17 protein-coding genes are annotated in these 17,662 nt (G+C 66.2%); 6 read left to right on the plus strand and 11 right to left on the minus strand.

The features are described 5' to 3' along the window. Position 1: 1 nt before the first annotated feature. Both ehuB and ACZ5YA_RS09010 read right to left on the minus strand, forming a co-directional pair. The gene (ehuB, locus tag ACZ5YA_RS09005) at positions 2-910 is read right to left on the minus strand and encodes an ectoine/hydroxyectoine ABC transporter substrate-binding protein EhuB (RefSeq protein WP_464092389.1); all 909 of its coding nucleotides are present in this window, start codon (positions 908-910) and stop codon (positions 2-4) included. A gap of 176 nt (positions 911-1,086) precedes the next feature. Further along, positions 1,087-2,241, minus strand: a complete 1,155-nt coding sequence (locus ACZ5YA_RS09010; RefSeq protein ID WP_464092390.1) for an ABC transporter substrate-binding protein — start codon at positions 2,239-2,241, stop codon at positions 1,087-1,089. A gap of 263 nt (positions 2,242-2,504) precedes the next feature. Here ACZ5YA_RS09010 and ACZ5YA_RS09015 point away from each other — a divergent pair, with 263 nt between their 5' ends. Beyond that, positions 2,505-2,930 carry an OsmC family protein gene (locus ACZ5YA_RS09015; RefSeq protein WP_059380474.1) on the plus strand — a complete coding sequence of 142 codons (426 nt, stop codon included), beginning with the start codon at positions 2,505-2,507 and terminating at the stop codon, positions 2,928-2,930. A gap of 138 nt (positions 2,931-3,068) precedes the next feature. Continuing rightward, positions 3,069-4,358, plus strand: coding sequence for an Nramp family divalent metal transporter (locus tag ACZ5YA_RS09020; RefSeq protein ID WP_464092391.1), 1,290 nt, complete (start codon positions 3,069-3,071; stop codon positions 4,356-4,358). Positions 4,359-4,427: 69 nt separating this feature from the next. Here ACZ5YA_RS09020 and ACZ5YA_RS09025 read toward each other — a convergent pair whose 3' ends face one another. Further along, entirely contained in the window at positions 4,428-4,649 is a 222-nt protein-coding gene (locus ACZ5YA_RS09025) for a hypothetical protein (protein ID WP_054455972.1), read from the minus strand. 184 nt (positions 4,650-4,833) lie between these two features. After that, a complete protein-coding gene (locus ACZ5YA_RS09030) occupies positions 4,834-5,442 on the minus strand; it encodes a TetR/AcrR family transcriptional regulator (protein ID WP_059380472.1) in 609 nt (202 codons plus the stop codon). Between the two features lie 104 nt (positions 5,443-5,546). Between ACZ5YA_RS09030 and ACZ5YA_RS09035 the strand changes: the two genes are divergently transcribed. Next, positions 5,547-6,830, plus strand: a complete 1,284-nt coding sequence (locus ACZ5YA_RS09035; protein ID WP_088159629.1) for an MFS transporter — start codon at positions 5,547-5,549, stop codon at positions 6,828-6,830. A gap of 63 nt (positions 6,831-6,893) precedes the next feature. Here the strand turns inward: ACZ5YA_RS09035 and ACZ5YA_RS09040 are convergent, their stop codons facing one another. Further along, the gene (locus tag ACZ5YA_RS09040; RefSeq protein ID WP_280016631.1) at positions 6,894-7,595 is read right to left on the minus strand and encodes a GntR family transcriptional regulator; all 702 of its coding nucleotides are present in this window, start codon (positions 7,593-7,595) and stop codon (positions 6,894-6,896) included. A gap of 129 nt (positions 7,596-7,724) precedes the next feature. Between ACZ5YA_RS09040 and ACZ5YA_RS09045 the strand changes: the two genes are divergently transcribed. From ACZ5YA_RS09045 to ACZ5YA_RS09055, 3 genes are read left to right on the plus strand one after another with little or no spacing between them, the layout of a single operon-like run. Further along, positions 7,725-8,720, plus strand: a complete 996-nt coding sequence (locus ACZ5YA_RS09045; RefSeq protein ID WP_118932833.1) for a Bug family tripartite tricarboxylate transporter substrate binding protein — start codon at positions 7,725-7,727, stop codon at positions 8,718-8,720. 50 nt (positions 8,721-8,770) lie between these two features. Further along, on the plus strand, positions 8,771-9,571 hold the full coding sequence (locus ACZ5YA_RS09050; RefSeq protein WP_464092392.1) for an enoyl-CoA hydratase/isomerase family protein: 801 nt from the start codon (positions 8,771-8,773) through the stop codon (positions 9,569-9,571). 21 nt (positions 9,572-9,592) lie between these two features. Further along, positions 9,593-10,843 carry a CaiB/BaiF CoA transferase family protein gene (locus ACZ5YA_RS09055; protein ID WP_059380468.1) on the plus strand — a complete coding sequence of 417 codons (1,251 nt, stop codon included), beginning with the start codon at positions 9,593-9,595 and terminating at the stop codon, positions 10,841-10,843. A 598-nt stretch (positions 10,844-11,441) separates the two neighbouring features. On the opposite strand, the gene ACZ5YA_RS09060 is transcribed toward ACZ5YA_RS09055, so the two are convergent. From ACZ5YA_RS09060 to ACZ5YA_RS09085, 6 genes are all read right to left on the minus strand, one after another. Then, positions 11,442-12,176, minus strand: coding sequence for an ABC transporter ATP-binding protein (locus tag ACZ5YA_RS09060; RefSeq protein WP_059379867.1), 735 nt, complete (start codon positions 12,174-12,176; stop codon positions 11,442-11,444). Then, a complete protein-coding gene (locus ACZ5YA_RS09065) occupies positions 12,173-12,973 on the minus strand; it encodes an ABC transporter ATP-binding protein (RefSeq protein WP_059379868.1) in 801 nt (266 codons plus the stop codon). Before ACZ5YA_RS09065 ends, ACZ5YA_RS09060 begins: the two co-directional genes overlap by 4 nt. Then, positions 12,970-14,058, minus strand: a complete 1,089-nt coding sequence (locus tag ACZ5YA_RS09070) for an ABC transporter permease subunit (protein WP_059379869.1) — start codon at positions 14,056-14,058, stop codon at positions 12,970-12,972. Before ACZ5YA_RS09070 ends, ACZ5YA_RS09065 begins: the two co-directional genes overlap by 4 nt. After that, positions 14,055-14,906 (minus strand): branched-chain amino acid ABC transporter permease, encoded by an 852-nt coding sequence (locus ACZ5YA_RS09075; RefSeq protein WP_373429145.1) that lies wholly within the window; start codon positions 14,904-14,906, stop codon positions 14,055-14,057. The genes ACZ5YA_RS09070 and ACZ5YA_RS09075 overlap by 4 nt, the downstream gene beginning before the upstream one ends. A 61-nt stretch (positions 14,907-14,967) precedes the next feature. After that, complete coding sequence (locus ACZ5YA_RS09080) at positions 14,968-16,047, minus strand: IS630 family transposase (protein ID WP_005801445.1); 1,080 nt, start codon at positions 16,045-16,047, stop codon at positions 14,968-14,970. 276 nt (positions 16,048-16,323) lie between these two features. Further along, on the minus strand, positions 16,324-17,469 hold the full coding sequence (locus tag ACZ5YA_RS09085) for a branched-chain amino acid ABC transporter substrate-binding protein (RefSeq protein WP_059379871.1): 1,146 nt from the start codon (positions 17,467-17,469) through the stop codon (positions 16,324-16,326). Positions 17,470-17,662 lie beyond the last annotated feature (193 nt).

Consider the following 17,662-nt stretch of genomic DNA (forward strand, 5'->3'; position numbering starts at 1 on the left):
CTTACTGGCCGGCGCACAGCTTGGCGGCCGTGACCCCCTTGGGCAGTTCCTGCGCGGTGAAGCCGAAAGGCGTCACGAGTTTCTGGTGTTCTTCGGTGCCGATGAACTTGGCCAGTTCGGCGTTGAAGGCGTCGGCAAACGCCTTGTCGTCGCTGCGGAACGCGTAGGCGCCGTAGCCGCGCACGTCCTTGCCGTCGATGACCGGGTCCTTGAACGGATCGGCCTTCTCCAGGCCGCTGGCCGCGCTGGCCTTGCCCATCAGGTCGTTGACCGTGAGCGCCGTGGCCGCATAGGCGTCGGCGCGCCCCGCCTGCACGCCGGACAGCGCGCTGACCGCGTCCGGGAACACCACCACCTGGGCGGGCGGCACCTTGATCTTGGAGGCGTATTCCGCTTCGATCGCGCCCACCACCACGCCCAGCTTGGCGTCGGGATTCTTCATCACGTCTTCGTAGCTGTGCAGGTTCTTGGGATTGCCCTGCTTGACCAGGAAGGACTGGCCCACGCCATAAGTGGGGTCCGAGAACGCCACCTGCTGGCAACGTTCGGGCGTGACGTACATGCCCGCGGCGATGATGTCGAAACGCTTGGCCTGCAGGCCCGGAATGAGCGAGCCGAACTCGGTCAGCACGCCCTCCACTTCGTTGATGCCCATGCGCTTGAGCACTACCCGCGCGATCTCCACCGATTCGCCGGTGACCTTGCCCTCCTTGCTGTCCATGAACGCGAACGGCGCTTCGTTGGCGTAGCCGATGCGTATCTTGCCGGCGGCCTTGGCGGCGTCCAGGGTGGACGCGGCGGCGGGCGCGCTCGCCGCCGGCGCAGCCTTGTCGGATCCCGAGTCGGAACATGCCGCCAGTACTCCCAGGCTCAAGGCGGCCAGCATGCGTCTGGATCGGATAAGGCTCATGGCAGTTTCTCCCGTATTTATTTCGAGGTATATGGATTCACTAAAAATGATACGCTATTAAATGATTTCTACACGAATGATGTGTCCGAAAAAAAGCAGGCCGCAGCCTGCTTTTTGCGCCATCTCCCTATGGGAGGTCAGGACAAGTTACGAATGGCAGAGATATATGTCCCTACTTATTCCGCGTAGGAAAAACGGCCGTTCCTGACGATGCCCATGACGCGGGCGCGCTCGTCGAAGCCCTGGTGATTGTCCTTGGTGATGTTGAGCACGCCATTGGGCACGATCAGGTCGCGCGTGTTTTCCAGCGCGTCGCGCAAGGCCGCGCGGAACTCAGGGGTGCCGGGCTTGGCGCCGGATTTCAGCGCGCGCGCCACCGCCGAGTCCAGCAGCATCCAGGCGCCATAGGCGTCGCCCGCGAACTGGGTCAGCGTGTTGGCGCCGTAGCGCGCTTCGTACTTGTCGGCGAAGGCCACCGCCACCTTCTTGACCGGGTTGTCGTCGGGCAGTTCGCGCGCCACCACGCCGGGGCCGGTGGGGAACAAGGTGCCCTCCACATCCGCGCCGCCGACCTGCAGGAATTCCAGCGTGCCGATGCCGTGCGTCTGGTAGATGGCGCCGGTGTAGCCGCGTTCCAGCAGCGTCTTCTGCGGCAGGGCCGACGGCGTGCCGGCGCCGGCGATCAGCACGGCATCCGGCTTGGCGGCGATGACCTTCAGCACCTGGCCGACCACGGAGGCGTCGGTGCGCTGGAAGCGTTCCTGCGCCACGATCTTCAGGTCGGTCCCGGCAGCCGCCGTGAACTCCTTCCACCAGCTGTCGCCGTAGGAATCCGCGAAGCCGATGAAGGCCACGTTCTTCAGGCCCTTCTTCTTCATGTCCGCCACCAGGGCGGTAGCCATCAGCGAATCGTTCTGCGGCATCTTGAAGGCCCAGGCGCGTTTCGGATCCGACAGCGGTTCGACGATGACGCTGGAGGCGGCCAGCGCGATCATGGGCGTGCCGGTTTCGGCCAACACGTCCAGGCCAGCCAGCGCGGCGGCCGTGGTGTTGGGGCCGACGATGGCGTCGACCTTGTCTTCCGAGGTCAGCTTGCGCATGTTCTTCACCGCGCGGCTGACGTCGGTGCCGTCGTCCAACACCACGTAGCGGGCCGGCTCGCCGCCCAGCGTGGCCGGCCACAAGCGGATCGCGTTATTGGTCTGGATGCCGATGGCGGCGGCCGGACCGGTGGTGGACACGTCCACGCCGATGACGATTTCAGCCTGGGCGGACAAGGCGGGGACGGCCAGCGCGATGGCGCAGGCGTAGCGGACGAGCTTGTAAGACATGACAGCAGTTCTCGGCGAGGTTTGAGCAGATGCCTGTATTTTGCCTGATGGGTGAGCGCCGCCTTGCGACCCGGATCAATAAAGCGGGCCTGCGGTTACATCGGCTTGCCGTTGCGCGCAGACGCTTTCCGCGCCGGACGCATGCGTCCGCCGTATCATCGTCCATGCCATCTCAGGCAAAGCGCCCCGCCCCAGCCGGCGGCCCGCGCCCTCCCACACCGGCCGCGCACGCGACGGGCGCGGCCCTTCTACAGGAGTCACGCATGAAGAAAACCGCAAGCGCCCACTGGTCGGGCGATCTGAAGACCGGCAAGGGCACGATCTCCACGCAAAGCGGCGCGCTCAAGGAACAAGCCTACGGCTTTAACACCCGTTTCGGCGACACCCCGGGCACCAATCCCGAGGAACTGCTGGGCGCGGCGCATGCCGGCTGCTTCACCATGGCCCTGTCCAACATCCTGTCCGAAGCAGGCATGGTGGCGCAAAGCCTGGACACCAAGGCCGAGGTCACGCTGGACAAGGTGGACGGCGGCTTTGCCATCACCGCCGTGCACCTGACCGTGGAAGCCGTCATCCCCGGCGCCAGCGCCCAGGCCTTCGAGGACGCGGCCCGCAAGGCGGAAAAAGGATGCCCCGTGTCCAAGGTGCTGAACGCCAAGATCTCCATGGACGCCAAGCTCAAGTCCTGATCCCCTCCCGACCCGTGGCCCGTTCACCAAGGGCGGCGCCACGGGATCCATTGGGCCGCCCTATCCCCTGCTTGCCCAAAATCAATTTGACGACCGCTTTCCCCAAGAGGATGATGAGAATCATTCTCAGGAGTGAGCATGGGCCAATTCATCTACGCGATTTCCGGCGGCAGGACCGCGCTGGCACAGGACGTCCAGGTATCGGCGGGCCTGCGCCGCATCGCCGGCCCCGGCATCCTGGTGGCCGTGGGCTATATCGATCCGGGCAACTGGGCCACCGACATCGCGGGCGGCAGCGGCTTCGGCTACGGGTTGCTGCTGGTCGTCGTCAGCTCGGCCCTGCTGGCGCTGGGCTTCCAGATCCTGGTGTCGCGCCTGGCGCTGGCCACCGGACAGGACCTGGCCACGCTGACGGCCCGCCACCTGTCGCCGCGGGTGGCCAAGGCCGCCTGGCTGGCCGGCGAGGCGGCGATCCTGGCGACCGCCCTGGCAGAACTCATCGGCGGCGCGATCGCGCTGCGCCTGCTCTTCGGGCTGCCGCTGATCGCGGGCGTCGCGGTGACCGGCGTCGGTACTTTCGCCGTGCTGGCGCTGACACGCGGCAACGCCGACAAGCATGAGCGCTTCATCGCGCTGCTGCTGTCGGTGGTGGCGATGTCCTTCGTGTTCCTGCTGTTCAAGGCCAACCCGGCCTGGACGGAGGTGGCGCACGGGATCACGCAGACCGGCCGCGCGCTGCGCGACCCGCAGGGCTTCCTGATCGCGCTGGGGATCCTGGGCGCGACCCTGATGCCGCATAACCTGTACCTGCATTCCGGCTCGCTCGCGCAACGGGCGCAGCAATTGCCGCCGGCCGCCCGCGACCTGGCCATGCGCGTGGCGCGCAACGACACCGTCGTGTCGCTGGGCCTGGCCATGCTGATCAACGCCGCCATCATGATCGTCGCCGCCGCCTCGCTGTCGGGCTCGGGCATCATCGTTTCCAGCCTGGACGACGCGCATGCCGTGATCGCCCAGACCCTGGGCATCGGCGCGGCCATCGTGTTCGCCGTGGCGCTGTATGCCGCGGGACAAAGCTCCACCATTACCGGCGTGCTGGCCGGACGCATCCTGTCCCGCGGCTTCCAGGTGCGTAGCGGCTGGTCGGACCGCCGCCGCGCCCTGGCGACGCGGCTGGTGGCGGGCGCGGCCGCCGTTGGCCTGCTGGCGTTCACCGGCGGCCAGGATCCGGACGGCCTGCTGGTGCTGAGCCAGGTCATTCTGAGCCTGGCCCTGCCCTTCGCGCTGGGGCCGCTGGTGCTGCTGGCCTGCCGCAAAAGCCTGATGGGCAGGTACGTGCTGCGCGGCGCCTGGGCCTGGGCGGCGGTTGCGGCCACGCTCGGCATCCTGCTGCTGGATGGCTATCTGGTGGCTGACATGCTGGTCTGATCCCCAGGGATAGCCAAGCATAAAAAAACGCCAGCAATGCTGGCGTTTTTCTCGTACCCGCTATCGGGCTCAGTGGTAGGCGGAGACCACGGGGTGCTGGCGACGGCCGGCGTCCATGTCGTGCAACACCTCGCCGACGGCGCCGCCGAAGGCGGCCAGGCGCACTTTCAGGCGCAGCCAGCGCGAACCGGAAGCGTGGCCGGACAGGCTTTCCGCGATGATCGCGTCATGGATCAGGGTACGTTCCAGCTCATCCGACATGCGGGCATTCTTCAGCGCGGTATCGCTCATGGTTCTCTCCTTGAGAAAGCGATGTGGAACAACACGAGTCCATCTTAGACCTGTGCTTGCTGCGCCGCAATAAATTTCTTAAGCATTTTTTTGTGCGTTGCGCAATGGGGACAAACACCAAAAATGGTGCACATGTGCACTGCTGCCCGCACCTTTCTTGTGCCGCCCTTTCCCGGGCGCCTGATCAGCGCTGCGCAAGATGCGCCTGGATCAGCATGTCCGCCATCTGCGCGACCCGGCCGGCCGGCCCGCCTTCGCCAAATAGCTGGCTGGAAACAAAGGCCCCCTCGAACAACAGCAACAGGCCATCGCCCAGCGCGTCGGGATCGGCCGCCCCCATTTCCGCCGCCATGGCGGCCAGGCGCCGCCGCAGTTCGGCCTTGTGTTCCACCGCCACGGCGCGGGCGGGATGGCCGGCTTCGGGGTATTCCACCGCCGCGTTCGTCAGGCCGCAGCCGCGGTAGCCGTTCTGCACCGCGCGCACGCCCAGACCGGTCAGGTAGGCCAGGATCTGGGCCCGCGGGTCGCCCGGATGCGCCGCGCAGGCCGCGTCGAAGCGCGCCCAGAACTCCGCGTCGTAGTCGCGCAGATAGGCCGCCGCCAGCTCGTCCTTGGACGAAAAGCTGCGGTACAGGCTGGGTTTGGTCACGCCCGCCTCGTTGACGATGGCGTCCACGCCCACTGCCCGTATCCCGTCCCGGTAGAACATTTCCCGCGCAGTCTTGCGGATGCGCTCGGCCGCCAGCGGCGGCTTGGATGCGGGCCGGTCGGCGGCAGAGGTTTTGCTGGCCATGAATGGGCTCCTTTTCCGGTTGGCGGATACGGCGAAAAACTGCTTGACTATGTTACTGACCGGTACGTACTATTCGCAAACTCCATTACGTACCGGTCAGTAACATGAGTATAGCCCACCCTCCCGTCCCTTTCCGGCGCGCCGGCCAGAAGTACGCTTTCGTCGTCGTCGCGGTCATTTTCCTGTCCTTGCTGGTTTCAGCCGGCCTGCGTTCCTCTCCCAGCGTGTTGCTGGTGCCTCTGGAGGAGACCTTCGGCTGGAGCCGCAGCACCATCTCGCTGGCCGCCGCGGTCGGCATCTTCCTGTATGGCATGGTCGGGCCGTTCGCGGCCGCCGCGATGGAGCGTTTCGGCTTGCGGCGCGTGCTGATCGGCGCGCTGATGCTGATGGCCGCATCCAGCGCGGCCAGCGCCTTCATGACCCAGTCCTGGCATCTGCTGCTGACCTGGGGCGTGTTCTCGGGCCTGGGGTCCGGCGCGGTCGCCGTGGTGCTGGGCGCCACCGTCGTCAACCGCTGGTTCACCAAGCACCGCGGCGTAATGATGGGCCTGCTGACCGCCAGTTCCGCCACCGGCACGCTGGTGTTCCTGCCGGTGCTGGCGGCGCTAGCCTCGTCGGGCGACTGGACGCGCGTGGTGTGGACGGTCGCGGCCGCGGCGGCGGCGCTGGTGCCGCTGGCCTGGTGGCTGGTGCCGGACCGCCCGTCCAGCGTCGGGCTGGTCCCCTTCGGCAGCGATCCGCATGCGCCGCCCGCGCCTGCCGCGCCGCGCACCGGCATGCTGGCGGCCACCTTCGGCGCGCTGGCGCGGGCCTCGCGCACCCGCACCTTCTGGTTCCTGTTCGCGACCTTTTTCGTTTGCGGTTTCACCACCAACGGCCTGGTCGGCACGCACCTGATCGCGCTTTGCGGCGACCACGGCATGCCCGAAGTGCAGGCCGCGGGCCTCTTGGCGTTGATGGGCATCTTCGACCTGATCGGCACCACGGCGTCCGGCTGGCTCACCGACCGCTACGATCCCCGCAAGCTGCTGTTCGTCTACTACGGCCTGCGCGGACTGTCGCTGATCTACCTGCCCTATTCCGACTTCTCGTTCTACAGCCTGTCGATCTTCGCCATCTTCTTTGGGCTGGACTGGATCGCCACGGTGCCGCCCACGCTGCGCCTGACGACCGAAGCCTTCGGCGAGCGCGACGCTTCCATCGTGTTCGGCTGGATCGTCGCCGGCCACCAGCTGGGTGCGGCCAGCGCCGCGTGGATGGCGGGCGCCGTGCGCGAAGCGCAGGGCAGCTACCTGATGGCCTTCGTCATCTCCGGCATGACGGGCCTGATCGCCGCCGTCATCGCACTGATGATAGGCAGGAAGCGCGTGGTGGCGCAGCCAGCCTGAATGCGCCCGCAGTCGGACAGCCGAGCCCTGGGCCCGCGCTGTCCGCGCAGATGACAGAACTCTTCAAGCCTTGGATGCCCCGCCCGCGCGTCCGCGCAAGTTGTAGGTCTTCTTGCTGCCCACATGCTTGCGGATGAGCGACTCCGCAAGCTCGCCGTCGCGCTGCATCAGCGCCTGCACAAAGGCCTCGTGGTCGGCCACCGCCGCCGTCCATTCGTCGATATCGAAATTCGACTTGTAGCGCAGCGCCTGCACCTGCAGGTTCAAGCGATCGTAGGAATGCGTCAGCGCCGGGTTGTGCGCCGCCCGGTTGATGGCGATATGCGTGCCCATGCTGGCCGCGAAATACGCGCGGATGTCGCGCTGTTCATACCCTTGCAGCATCTGCGCGTGCAGTTGCGCGATATGCGCCAGTTCCGCGTCCGTCGCGCGCTCGGCGGCGCTGCGCACCGCCAGCCCCTCCAGCACCGACAGCACGTCGAAGATGTTCTCGACGTCGTCTGTCGACAGCTCGATCACCATCGCGCCGCGCTTGGGCTGCAGGGTCACCAGGCCGTCGGAAGCCAGCATCCGGTAGGCCTCGCGCAGCGGCGTGCGTGAAATCTTGAGCTGATCGCACAGGTCCCGCTCGTTCAGCCAGGTGCCCGGCTTGAAGGTGCCGTCAATGATCAGCTGCCGCAGTTTTTCCGCCACCACGGCCGGCAGCGTCGGGTGATGGATGGCCAAATCGGGGACGGACTGGTCCATAACTTCAGGGTTAGCCATGAGTTGTTGCCACTCGCTAATTCGACTATTTTTGTATCTGGTATACCAAACACCAAAGGCATACCAACCTGACCCCATCATAGAGCAAGCAACACGCGGGCAGGCTGACAACCACCAAAGGAGACCCACATGCACAAGCACGCTCGCGCCTGCGCCGGCGCCCTGGCGCTGACCGCCGGCCTGGCCGCCGCCAGTCCCGCCCTGGCGCAGGACGCATCCAAATGGCCGGAACGGCCGGTACGCCTGATCGTCGGCTTCGTGCCCGGCGGCGGCACCGACGTGTCTGCACGCATCCTGTCCGCCCGCCTTTCGGCGTTGCTGGGCCAGCAGGTCGTGGTCGAGAACAAACCCGGCGCTTCGGGACTGATCGCGGCCGACTTCGTGGCCAAGGCCGATCCGGACGGCTACACCCTGCTGCTCGCCAACATGCAGTCGACCGTCGCCGCGCCCTATGTGGTGCAGTCCAACGTCGACCCGATCAAGGACTTCACGCCGGTGCGCTACATCGGATCGGTACCCAACGTGCTGGTGGTGAATCCGACCAAGCACAGCTACGCCAGCGTGCAGAACCTGGTGGACGACGCTCGCGCCAAACCCAAGCAGCTGACCTACGCGTCTTCCGGCATGGGCAGCCCGCAGCACCTGAGCGCCGCGCGCTTCTCGCAGATCGCGGGCGTCAGCATGGAGCATGTGCCGTACAAGGGCAGCGGCCAGGCCATGACCGATCTGCTGGGCGGCAGCGTGGACATGAACTTCGACACCCTGCCCGGCGCCATCAACCAGATCCAGGCCGGCAAGCTGCGCCCGCTGGCCGTGACCAGCACCGAACGCAGCAAGCGCCTGCCCGACGTGCCGACGCTGGCCGAGTCTGGCATCAAGGGCCTGGACATCGTGCAGTGGTACGCGGTGCTGGCGCCGGCCAAGCTGCCCAAGCCGGTGCTGGACAAGCTCGACCAGGCGCTCAGCCAGACGCTGGCCGATCCCGAGATCAAGGCCAAGCTGGCCGACCAGGGCATGGAACTGGGCGGCGGCCCGGCCACCCCCGCGGCCTTTGCCAGCTATGTGCAGGACGAATGGAGCAAGTACGGCAAGCTCACCGCCAGCCTTGGCCTGACCAAGCAGTAAGCCCGCAGCAACCCGGCGGGGGTGCGCCCCCGCCCACGCAAAGGAACACCATGAGCGCTACCCCCACTTCCGACGCATCCCCCATCCTGTGCCAGCGCGACGGCGACATCGCGACCGTGGTGCTGAACCGCTCTGAAAAGCTCAACGCCTTCACCATAGACAGCTGGCGGCTGCTGGGCGACGCCTTCCTGGAGCTGGACGCCGACGACAGCGTGCGCTGCGTGCTGCTGCGCGGCGCGGGCGAGAAGGCCTTCTCTCCGGGCAACGACATCAGCGAATTCGAGACCGCGCGCAGCAACAAGCGCCAGGCCATCGAATACGGCGCCGTGATGCGCCGGACCATAGAAGCCATCGGCAATTGCCGCCATCCGGTGGTGGCGCAGATACACGGCATCTGCGTGGGCGGCGGACTGGAGATCGCCAGCCTGGCCGATATCCGCATCTGCGGCGAGAGCTCGCGCTTCGGCGTGCCCATCAAGAACCTGGGGCTGGTGATGTCGTACTCGGAACTGGCGCCGCTGGTGCGCCTGGTGGGTCCGACCGCCGCGCTGCAGGTGCTGCTGGAAGGCACCATCTTCGACGCGCAGGAAGCGCTGCGCCTGGGCGTGGTCACGCGCGTGGCGCCCGACAGCCAGGTCGCCTCCGAAGCCCAGGCCGCCGCCCGCCGCATCGCCGACGGCGCGCCGCTGGTGGCGCGCTGGCACAAGAAGTTCATCCGCAACCTGGTGAACGGCAAGGCCTTGACCGACGCCGACCGCGACGAGGCCTTCGACTGTTTCGACACCGAGGATTTCCGCACGGGCTACCAGGCCTTCCTGGCCAAGGCCAAGCCGCAATTCAACGCCCGCTGAACCCCATTGCAAGGAGGACTCATGCATAACGATACCCAGGGCGATACCCCGCGCCCCGCCGGCGCGCTCGCCGGCATGCGCGTGATCGAGCTGTCGCAGATCATGGCCGGCCCGACCTGCGGCATGATGCTGGCCGACATGGGCGCCGACGTCATCAAGGTCGAAAAGATCGACGGCGGCGACGACTCGCGCCAGTACCGCGACCCGCAGATCAACGGCATCTCGGCGCCCTATCTCATGCTCAACCGCAACAAGCGCGCCATCGCGCTGGACTTGAAGCACCCCGAGGGCAAAAAGGTGCTGCTGCGCATGATCCGCGACGCCGACGTGGTGACCGAGAACTTCCGCAAGGGCACCATGGAAAAACTGGGCCTGGGCTACGACCGGCTGCGCCAGGAGAACCCCGGCCTGATCTACTGCGCGGTGTCGGGCTACGGCACCACCGGCCCCTATGCCGACAAGGGCGGCTTCGACCTGGTGGCGCAGGGCTTCTCCGGCCTGATGGCGATCACCGGCGAACCTGGCGGGCCGCCGCTACGCACCGGCAACTCCGTCGCGGACATCAACGCCGGCCTGCTGGCGGCCTTCGGCGTGCTGGCGGCCTATCAGCACAAGCAGCGCACCGGCGAAGGCCAGATCGTCGAAACGTCATTGCTTGAAGCCAGCCTGCAGCAGCTGTACTGGCATGCCGCCATCTACTTCGGCAGCGGCGTGTCGCCCGGCCCCACGGGATCGGCGCACGTGCTGAGCGCGCCCTACCAGGCCTTCCCCACCGCGACCGACTGGATCATCATCGGCGGCGCCAACGAGAAGAACTGGCAGCGCATCGCGCAGGCGCTGGGCAAGCCGGAGTGGGCGGACGATCCGCGCTACGCCCGCAACCGCGACCGCATGAATAACCGCGAAGAGCTGGTGGCGGACATGTCGGCCATCCTGGAGACTCGCAGCGCGCAGGAATGGCTGGACGTTTTCGACGAGGCCGGCGTGCCCGCCGGGCCGGTGCATTCGATCGCGCAGGCGCTGTCGCATCCGCAGACGCTGGCGCGCGGCATGGTGGTGGAACAGGATCACCCGGTGGCCGGCAAGGTGCGCACCGTAGGCATGCCCGTGAAGCTGTCGGCCACGCCCGCGCAGTACCACCGCGCGGCGCCGCGGCTGGGCGAGGACACCATCGCGATTCTGGGAGAGTTCGGCTATGGCCAGCAAGAAATCGACGCCTTGATCGAAGCCGGCGTGGTCACGGCCGTGGACCGGGAACGCGCGCCGGTTTAGAGCATTTTGGGCTGGATTGCTGGCGTTTGGTTTTGTGAGGTGGGGTTCTTGAGTCGCCGGCGTCCGGACTGCGGGATTCCGATGCTCGCCCCGGTGGGGCTGCGCTTCGGATCCCTCCGTCCAGCCACCGGCTTACGGCATCTGCCCATGAACGGGGGCTGAAACCAATGCGTTAGGCGACTGTCAGCCGAGGCGGCCCGGAGCCATCCGAAGCGCAGCCCCATTGGGGCGAGCATCGGAATGGCGCAGGGCTGCCTTGGCGGTTAAAGAACCCTGACATCTGCAAGCTCGAAGCCCTGCCGCTTCGGTTTTGTGAGACGGGGTTCTTGAGTCGCCGGCGTCCGGGCTGCGGGATTCCGATGCTCGCCCCATTGGGGCTGCGCTTCGGATCCCTCCGCCCTGCCACCGGCTCACGGCATCTGCCCGTGAACGGGGCTGAAACCAATGCACTAGGCGACTGTCAGCCGAGGTGGCCCGGAGCCATCCGAAGCGCAGCCCCAATGGGGCGAGCATCGGAATGGCGCAGGGCTGCCTTGGCGGCTAAAGAACCCTGACATCCGCAAACTCAAAGCCCTGCCCCCGGGATCCTGGCCGCGCCCTACTCGGACTCGCCCAGATAGGCCGCACGCACCTTGGGGTCGTGCAGCATGTCGCCGGCGGGACCGGACAGGATGATCTCGCCCGATTCCATCACGTAGCCGCGATGGCTGTTTTCCAGCGCCAGGCGCGCGTTCTGCTCGATCAGCAGGATGGTCACGCCTTCGCTGGCGATGGTGCGCACCACCTCGAAGACCTTCTCCACCATCAGCGGCGCCAGCCCCATCGAGGGCTCGTCCAGCAGCAGCAGCTTGGGGCGCGCGATCATCGCGCGGCCCATCGCCACCATCTGCTGCTCGCCTCCGGACAGCGTGCCGGCCGCCTGCTTGCGGCGCTCGGCCAGGCGCGGGAACAGCGTGAAGACGCGATCGGTGTCCTGGCGGATCTGGGCCGCATCGCGACGGATGTAGGCCCCCATCGCCAGGTTTTCCTCGATGGTGAGCTGGCCGAAGATGCCGCGCCCTTCCGGCACCATGACCAGGCCGCGGCGCACCAGCTCATGCGACTTCTGGCCGCCGACGGACTGGCCGCCGTAGACCACTTCGCCGCCCGCCAGCGGCACCAGTCCGCAAATGGCGCGCAGCGTGGTGCTCTTGCCGGCGCCGTTGGCGCCGATCAGGCAGACCAGCTCGCCTTCGTCCACGCGCAGGTCGATGCCGCGCACCGCGCGGATGCCGCCGTATGAAACCTGCAGGCCCCGCAATTCCAGCAGGGGTTGGGATGCTGCTGCCGTCATGCCGGGCGCTCCTGATGAATCTGCGGATCCTGCGCGGCGCCGGCGCCCAGATACGCTTCGATGACCTTGGGATCGCGCTGCACCTGGGCGGGTTTGCCCATGGACAGCACCTTGCCGTATTCAAGCACCAGCACGCGGTCGCACAGGCCCATGACGAGCTTCATGTCGTGCTCGATCAGCAGCACGGTGATGCCGTCGGCGCGGATCTTCTCGACCAGCTTGCGCAGCACCACGGTTTCCGATGCGTTCATGCCGGCCGCCGGTTCGTCCAGCGCCAGCAGCTTGGGATCGGTGGCCAAGGCCCGCGCGATCTCCAGGCGCCGCTGGTCGCCGTAGGGCAACGAACGCGCCACGTCGTTGGCGCGATGGCCGATGCCGACATAGTCCAGCAGCTCTTGCGCCCGCGCTTCGGTGGCGGCCTCTTCGGCCCGCGTGCCGCGCGTGCGCAGCACGGCGCCGAACACGCCCGACTTGGTGCGCATGTGGCGGCCGATCATCACGTTCTCGATCGCGCTCAGGTTGGCGAACAGGCGGATGTTCTGGAAGGTGCGCGCCAGGCCCGCGTAGGCGACTTCATGCGGCTTCTTGCCGGACATGGATTCGCCATTGAAGGTGCAGCTGCCCTCTTCCGGGATGTACAGGCCGGTGAGCACATTGAACAGCGTGGTCTTGCCCGCGCCGTTCGGGCCGATCAGGCCGTAGATCTCGCCCTGCTCGATGTCGAAGCTGACGTCGGACAGGGCCTGCAGGCCGCCGAAGCGCTTGCCCAGTCCCTGGGCTTGCAGCAGTTTGCTCATGCTCCGCCTCCCTGGGTCTTGGTTGCGAGTTCACGCTTGCGCACCGCCGACGGCCACAGGCCGGCCGGACGGAACAGCATCACGCAGACCATGGCCAGGCCGAACAGCAGCATGCGTATGCCCTCGGGGTCCAGCACCACGGCGCCGAACAGCATGTGTTGCACCGGTTCGACCACCGCGCGCAGGAATTCGGGCAGCGCGGCCAGGATCAAGGCGCCCAGGATGACGCCCGGGATATGGCCCATGCCGCCCAGCACCACCATGCACAGGATGGAGATGGATTCCATCAGCGAGAAGCTCTCGGGGCTGACGAAGCCCTGCATCGAAGCGAACAAGGCGCCCGCCACGCCGCCGAAGGACGCGCCCATCGCGAACGCCAGCAGCTTGATGTTGCGCGTGTTGATGCCCATGGCCTTGGCCGCGATCTCGTCTTCGCGGATCGCTTCCCAGGCGCGGCCGATGCGCGAATTCTGCAGCCGCACGCAGACCACCACGATGATCAGCGTCAGCGCCAGCAGCAGGTAGTAGTACTTCTCCGGTCCGGTCACGCGGATGCCTAGCAGGCTTTCCGTGCGGCCGAAGGCGAACTCGCCCACCTTGAACGTGTCGATGCGGTTGATGCCCTGCGGTCCGTTGGTGATGTTGACCGGCGCATTCAGGTTGTTCAGGAAGATGCGGATGATCTCGCCGAAGCCCAATGTCACGATGGCCAGGTAATCGCCTCGAAGCTTGAGCGTGGGCGCGCCCAGCAGCACGCCGAACAGGCAAGCCACCGCCAGCGCGATCGGCAGGATCGCCCAGAACGGCAGATGCAGGCCGAAATGCGGCGAAGCCAGCAGCGCCCAGGTGTAGGCGCCCACCGCGTAGAACGCGATATAGCCCAGGTCCAGCAGGCCCGCGAAGCCCACCACGATGTTCAGGCCCAGCGACAGCATCACGTACAGCAGGGCGAAGTTCAGGATGCGCACCCAGCTTTGGCCGGCCATGCCGATCACGAAGGGCAGCACCGCCAGCACCACGCCGATCAGCGCGATGCCGATCAGGTTGCGGGTCGAAAACCCGCTGCTTTTCAGGGTTGCGTTCATGCCCGGTCTCCCACGCGTTCGCCCAGCAGGCCGGACGGACGGAAGATCAGCACCAGCACCAGCACGAAGAACGCGAACACGTCCTGATAATGGCTGCCGAGGAAGCCCCCGGTCAGGTCGCCGATGTACCCGGCGCCCAACGACTCGATGATGCCCAGCAACAGGCCGCCCGCCATGGCGCCGACCAGGTTGCCGATACCGCCCAGCACCGCGGCCGTGAAGGCCTTCAGGCCCAGCATGAAGCCCATGGTGTACTGCGACACGCCGTAATAGGTGGCGACCATCATGCCGGCCACCGCGGCCAGCGCCGAGCCGATCAGGAAGGCCGCCGAAATCACGGTGTTGATGTTCACGCCCATCAGCCCGGCCACTTCGCGATTCTGCGCGGTGGCGCGCATCGCCGTGCCCAGGCGGGTCTTGTGCACCACGGCCAGCAGCCCGCCCATGATCAGCGCCGCGATCACCACGATGGCGATCTGCAGCGAGCTGATGCGCGCGCCGGCAATCTCGAACACCTGCGGCGACAGCACCTGCGGGAAGTTCAGGTAGTTGCGGCCCCAGCCCATCATGGCCACGTTCTGCAGGATGATGGACACGCCGATGGCGGTGATCAGCGCTGCCAGGCGCGGCGCGCGGCGCAGCGGCCGGTAGGCCACGCGCTCGGCGGTCCAGCCCACGGCCATGCACAGCGGCACGGACACCAGCAGGCCGACGCCCAGCACCACGAAGGCGGACGTGGAAGGATCGCCGCCCACCAGCGAGATGGCGATGGTGGTCGCCGCCATCGCGCCTATCATGACGACGTCGCCATGGGCGAAGTTGATCAGCCCGATGATGCCGTACACCATGGTGTAGCCCAGGGCGACCAGGGCGTACACGCTGCCTAGTGTGGTGTCTCAAAAGTAATCATCAAATAATGGTACTCGCTGCCCGCGCCACAGATGCCAAGATGGTGTCCGCACTTTTATGCCACACGAACGGCTTGGGATCCTCGTTGTGACGATCAATGTATTCCCGTATGGATTGCTCCAGCTGAGCAACGCTGGTGTGGGCGCTGCGCTTGATCCACTGCTCGCTGATCTGGCTAAAGAAACGCTCGACCAGATTGAGCCAGGACGCTGAGGTGGGCGTGAAGTGAACGTGGTAGCGAGGATGGGCTGCTAGCCAGGCCCGCACTGCCTGCGTCTTGTGCGTGCCGTAGTTGTCCATGATCAGGTGGATGTCTTGTTCGCCAGGCACCGCTGCATCGATGGCTTTGAGGAACTGCAGGAATTCCACACTGCGGTGACGGCGCTTGAGCTGTCCTATGACTTTGCCAGTGGCCACATCCAGCGCTGCAAACAGCGACGTTGTGCCATGGCGCTTGTAATCGTGCGTGCGCGTGCTGGGTTTGCCAAACGTCAGTGGTAACCCTGGTTGGGTGCGATCCAGAGCCTGGATCTGGCTCTTCTCGTCCACGCACAGCACCAAGGCGCGATCGGGTGGTGCCATATACAGCCCCACCACATCCCGTACCTTGTCCACGAAATGGGGATCCGTCGATAGCTTGAAGGTTTCTTGCAGGTGCGGCTTCAGCCCAAAGGCATGCCAGATGCGCTGCACCGTCGCGGGCGATACGCCAGCGTGCCGACTCATCTGGCGCACGCTCCAGTGCGTGGCGTTGTCAGGCTTGCTCTGGCGAACCTTGTCCACAATGAGCTGAACCTGCTCGTCGCCCACACTGCGCGGGCGGCCAGCGCGCGGGGCATCGGTCAAACCCGCCAGACGATACGCCCGGTAGCGCCGCCGCCACTTGGAGACAGTTTGCACCGTCGTGCCCAAGCGTTGGGCAATCATGGTGCCCGACTCCCCATCTGCGCAGCCCAGCACGATTCGCATGCGCAGCTTCTCGTCCTCGGGCGCTTTGCGTACGCGCAGTCGCGCATGCAGCTCTGCGCGCTCGGCATCGGTGATCTGCAGCTTCGTGGCGGGGCGTCCAGGGTGGGCCATCAGCGTAGTCTCCTATAAGGAAGCTGATTCGACCAACACCGGTCAAAATAGTTCTATCTATTTTTGAGACACCACACTAGCGTGACGCCGTTAATCAGTTGTTGAATGAAGATATCCATAGGGGCCGCTGAATAAGCCTGGAAAAATCGCGCGTATCTTGCGGTGACGGCCCTAGGCCTGCCACGGCGCCGCGCGTGGCGCGCGCCTGACGGCGCGCACGCTGCAATACGGGCGGGACGCGGCGCGCAGCCGCCTTCCCGCCCCGGTCCAGCCGCCTTAGTTGGCCTGGCTGACCATCGTCTCAACCATCTCCCACTTGCCGTTCTTGACTTCGTAGATGGTGACCGAGATTTCCTTCAGGTCGCCCTTGGCGTCGTAGGAAATGTGCTCGCTGGTGGCGCCCTTGCGGTTCAGCTTGGCCAGCGCCGGCAGGTACTTCTCGGGCTTGGCGGAGCCGGCCTGCTCGATGGCGGTGATCATGTTCCAGGCGCCGTCATAGGCGTAGGGAGCATAGACGCCGGGGGCCTTCTTGAAGCGGGCCTGATAGCGCTGCTCGAAGTCCTTGCCGGCGGCCATCTTGTCCAGCGGCACGCCGGCCAGCGAGGCGTAGGTGCCGTCGGCGGCGTCGCCGGCCAGCTTGATGAAGGTGTCGCTGCGGGTCATTTCGCCCGAAACCAGCGGCGCCTTCAGGCCCAGGGTGGCCAGCTGGCGCTTCATCGGACCGGATTGCGCGTCCAGGCCGCCGTAGAAGATGGCGTCGGGCGCCGAGCCCTTGATGTTGGTCAGGATGGCGGTGAAGTCGTTGGCCTTGTCGGTGGTGTACTCGCGGCGCACGACCTGGCCGCCTGCGGCCTTGACCGCCTTCTCGACCTCGTCGGCCAGGCCCTGGCCGTAGGCGGTGCGGTCGTCGATGATGGCGACCTTCTTGGCCTTCAGGCTTTCCACCATGAACTTGCCGACCGCGGCGCCCTGCTGGGTGTCGCTGGTCATCATGCGGAAGGTGGTTTCGTAGCCTTGCTTGGTGTACTCCGGCGAGGTCGCCATGGCGATCTGGGGCAGACCGGCTTCATGGTAGACGCGCGAGGCGGGGATGGTGGTGCCCGAGTTGAAGTGGCCCAGGATGCCGACCACGTCCTGGTCGACCAGCTGCTGGGCAACCTGCACGCCCACGCGCGGATCGGCCTGGTCGTCGCGCGACACCAGCACGAACTTGGCGGTTTCGCCGTCGACCTTGATGCCCTTCTTGTTGGCTTCTTCCAGGGCCAGGTTCAGGCCGTTCTGCATGTCCTCGCCATAGTGCGATTGCGGGCCGGTGAGCGGTGCGGCAAAACCGAACTTGACGTCGGCAGCCTGCGCGGAGGCGGCCATGCCGGCGGCGGCGATGCTGGCGGCGAGAAGCTTCAAAGTGGTGCGGAACTTCATGGGTATCCTCCGAGTGTCGGACTTAAGACCTTGTTATACCTGAGCTTTTAGCCAGGCTTTTGGTTTTTCACTACGGCAAGCCCGATGTAGCGGGAGCTTGCGCACGCATATTCTGCAAAATCCGGAAGCCGGGTTGCGACTTCCGGATTTAAGGTGCGACCGGATTTTCGTTCCAGTGCAACCCCGCCCGATA

This window comes from Achromobacter sp. JCM 18799 (assembly GCF_055395645.1).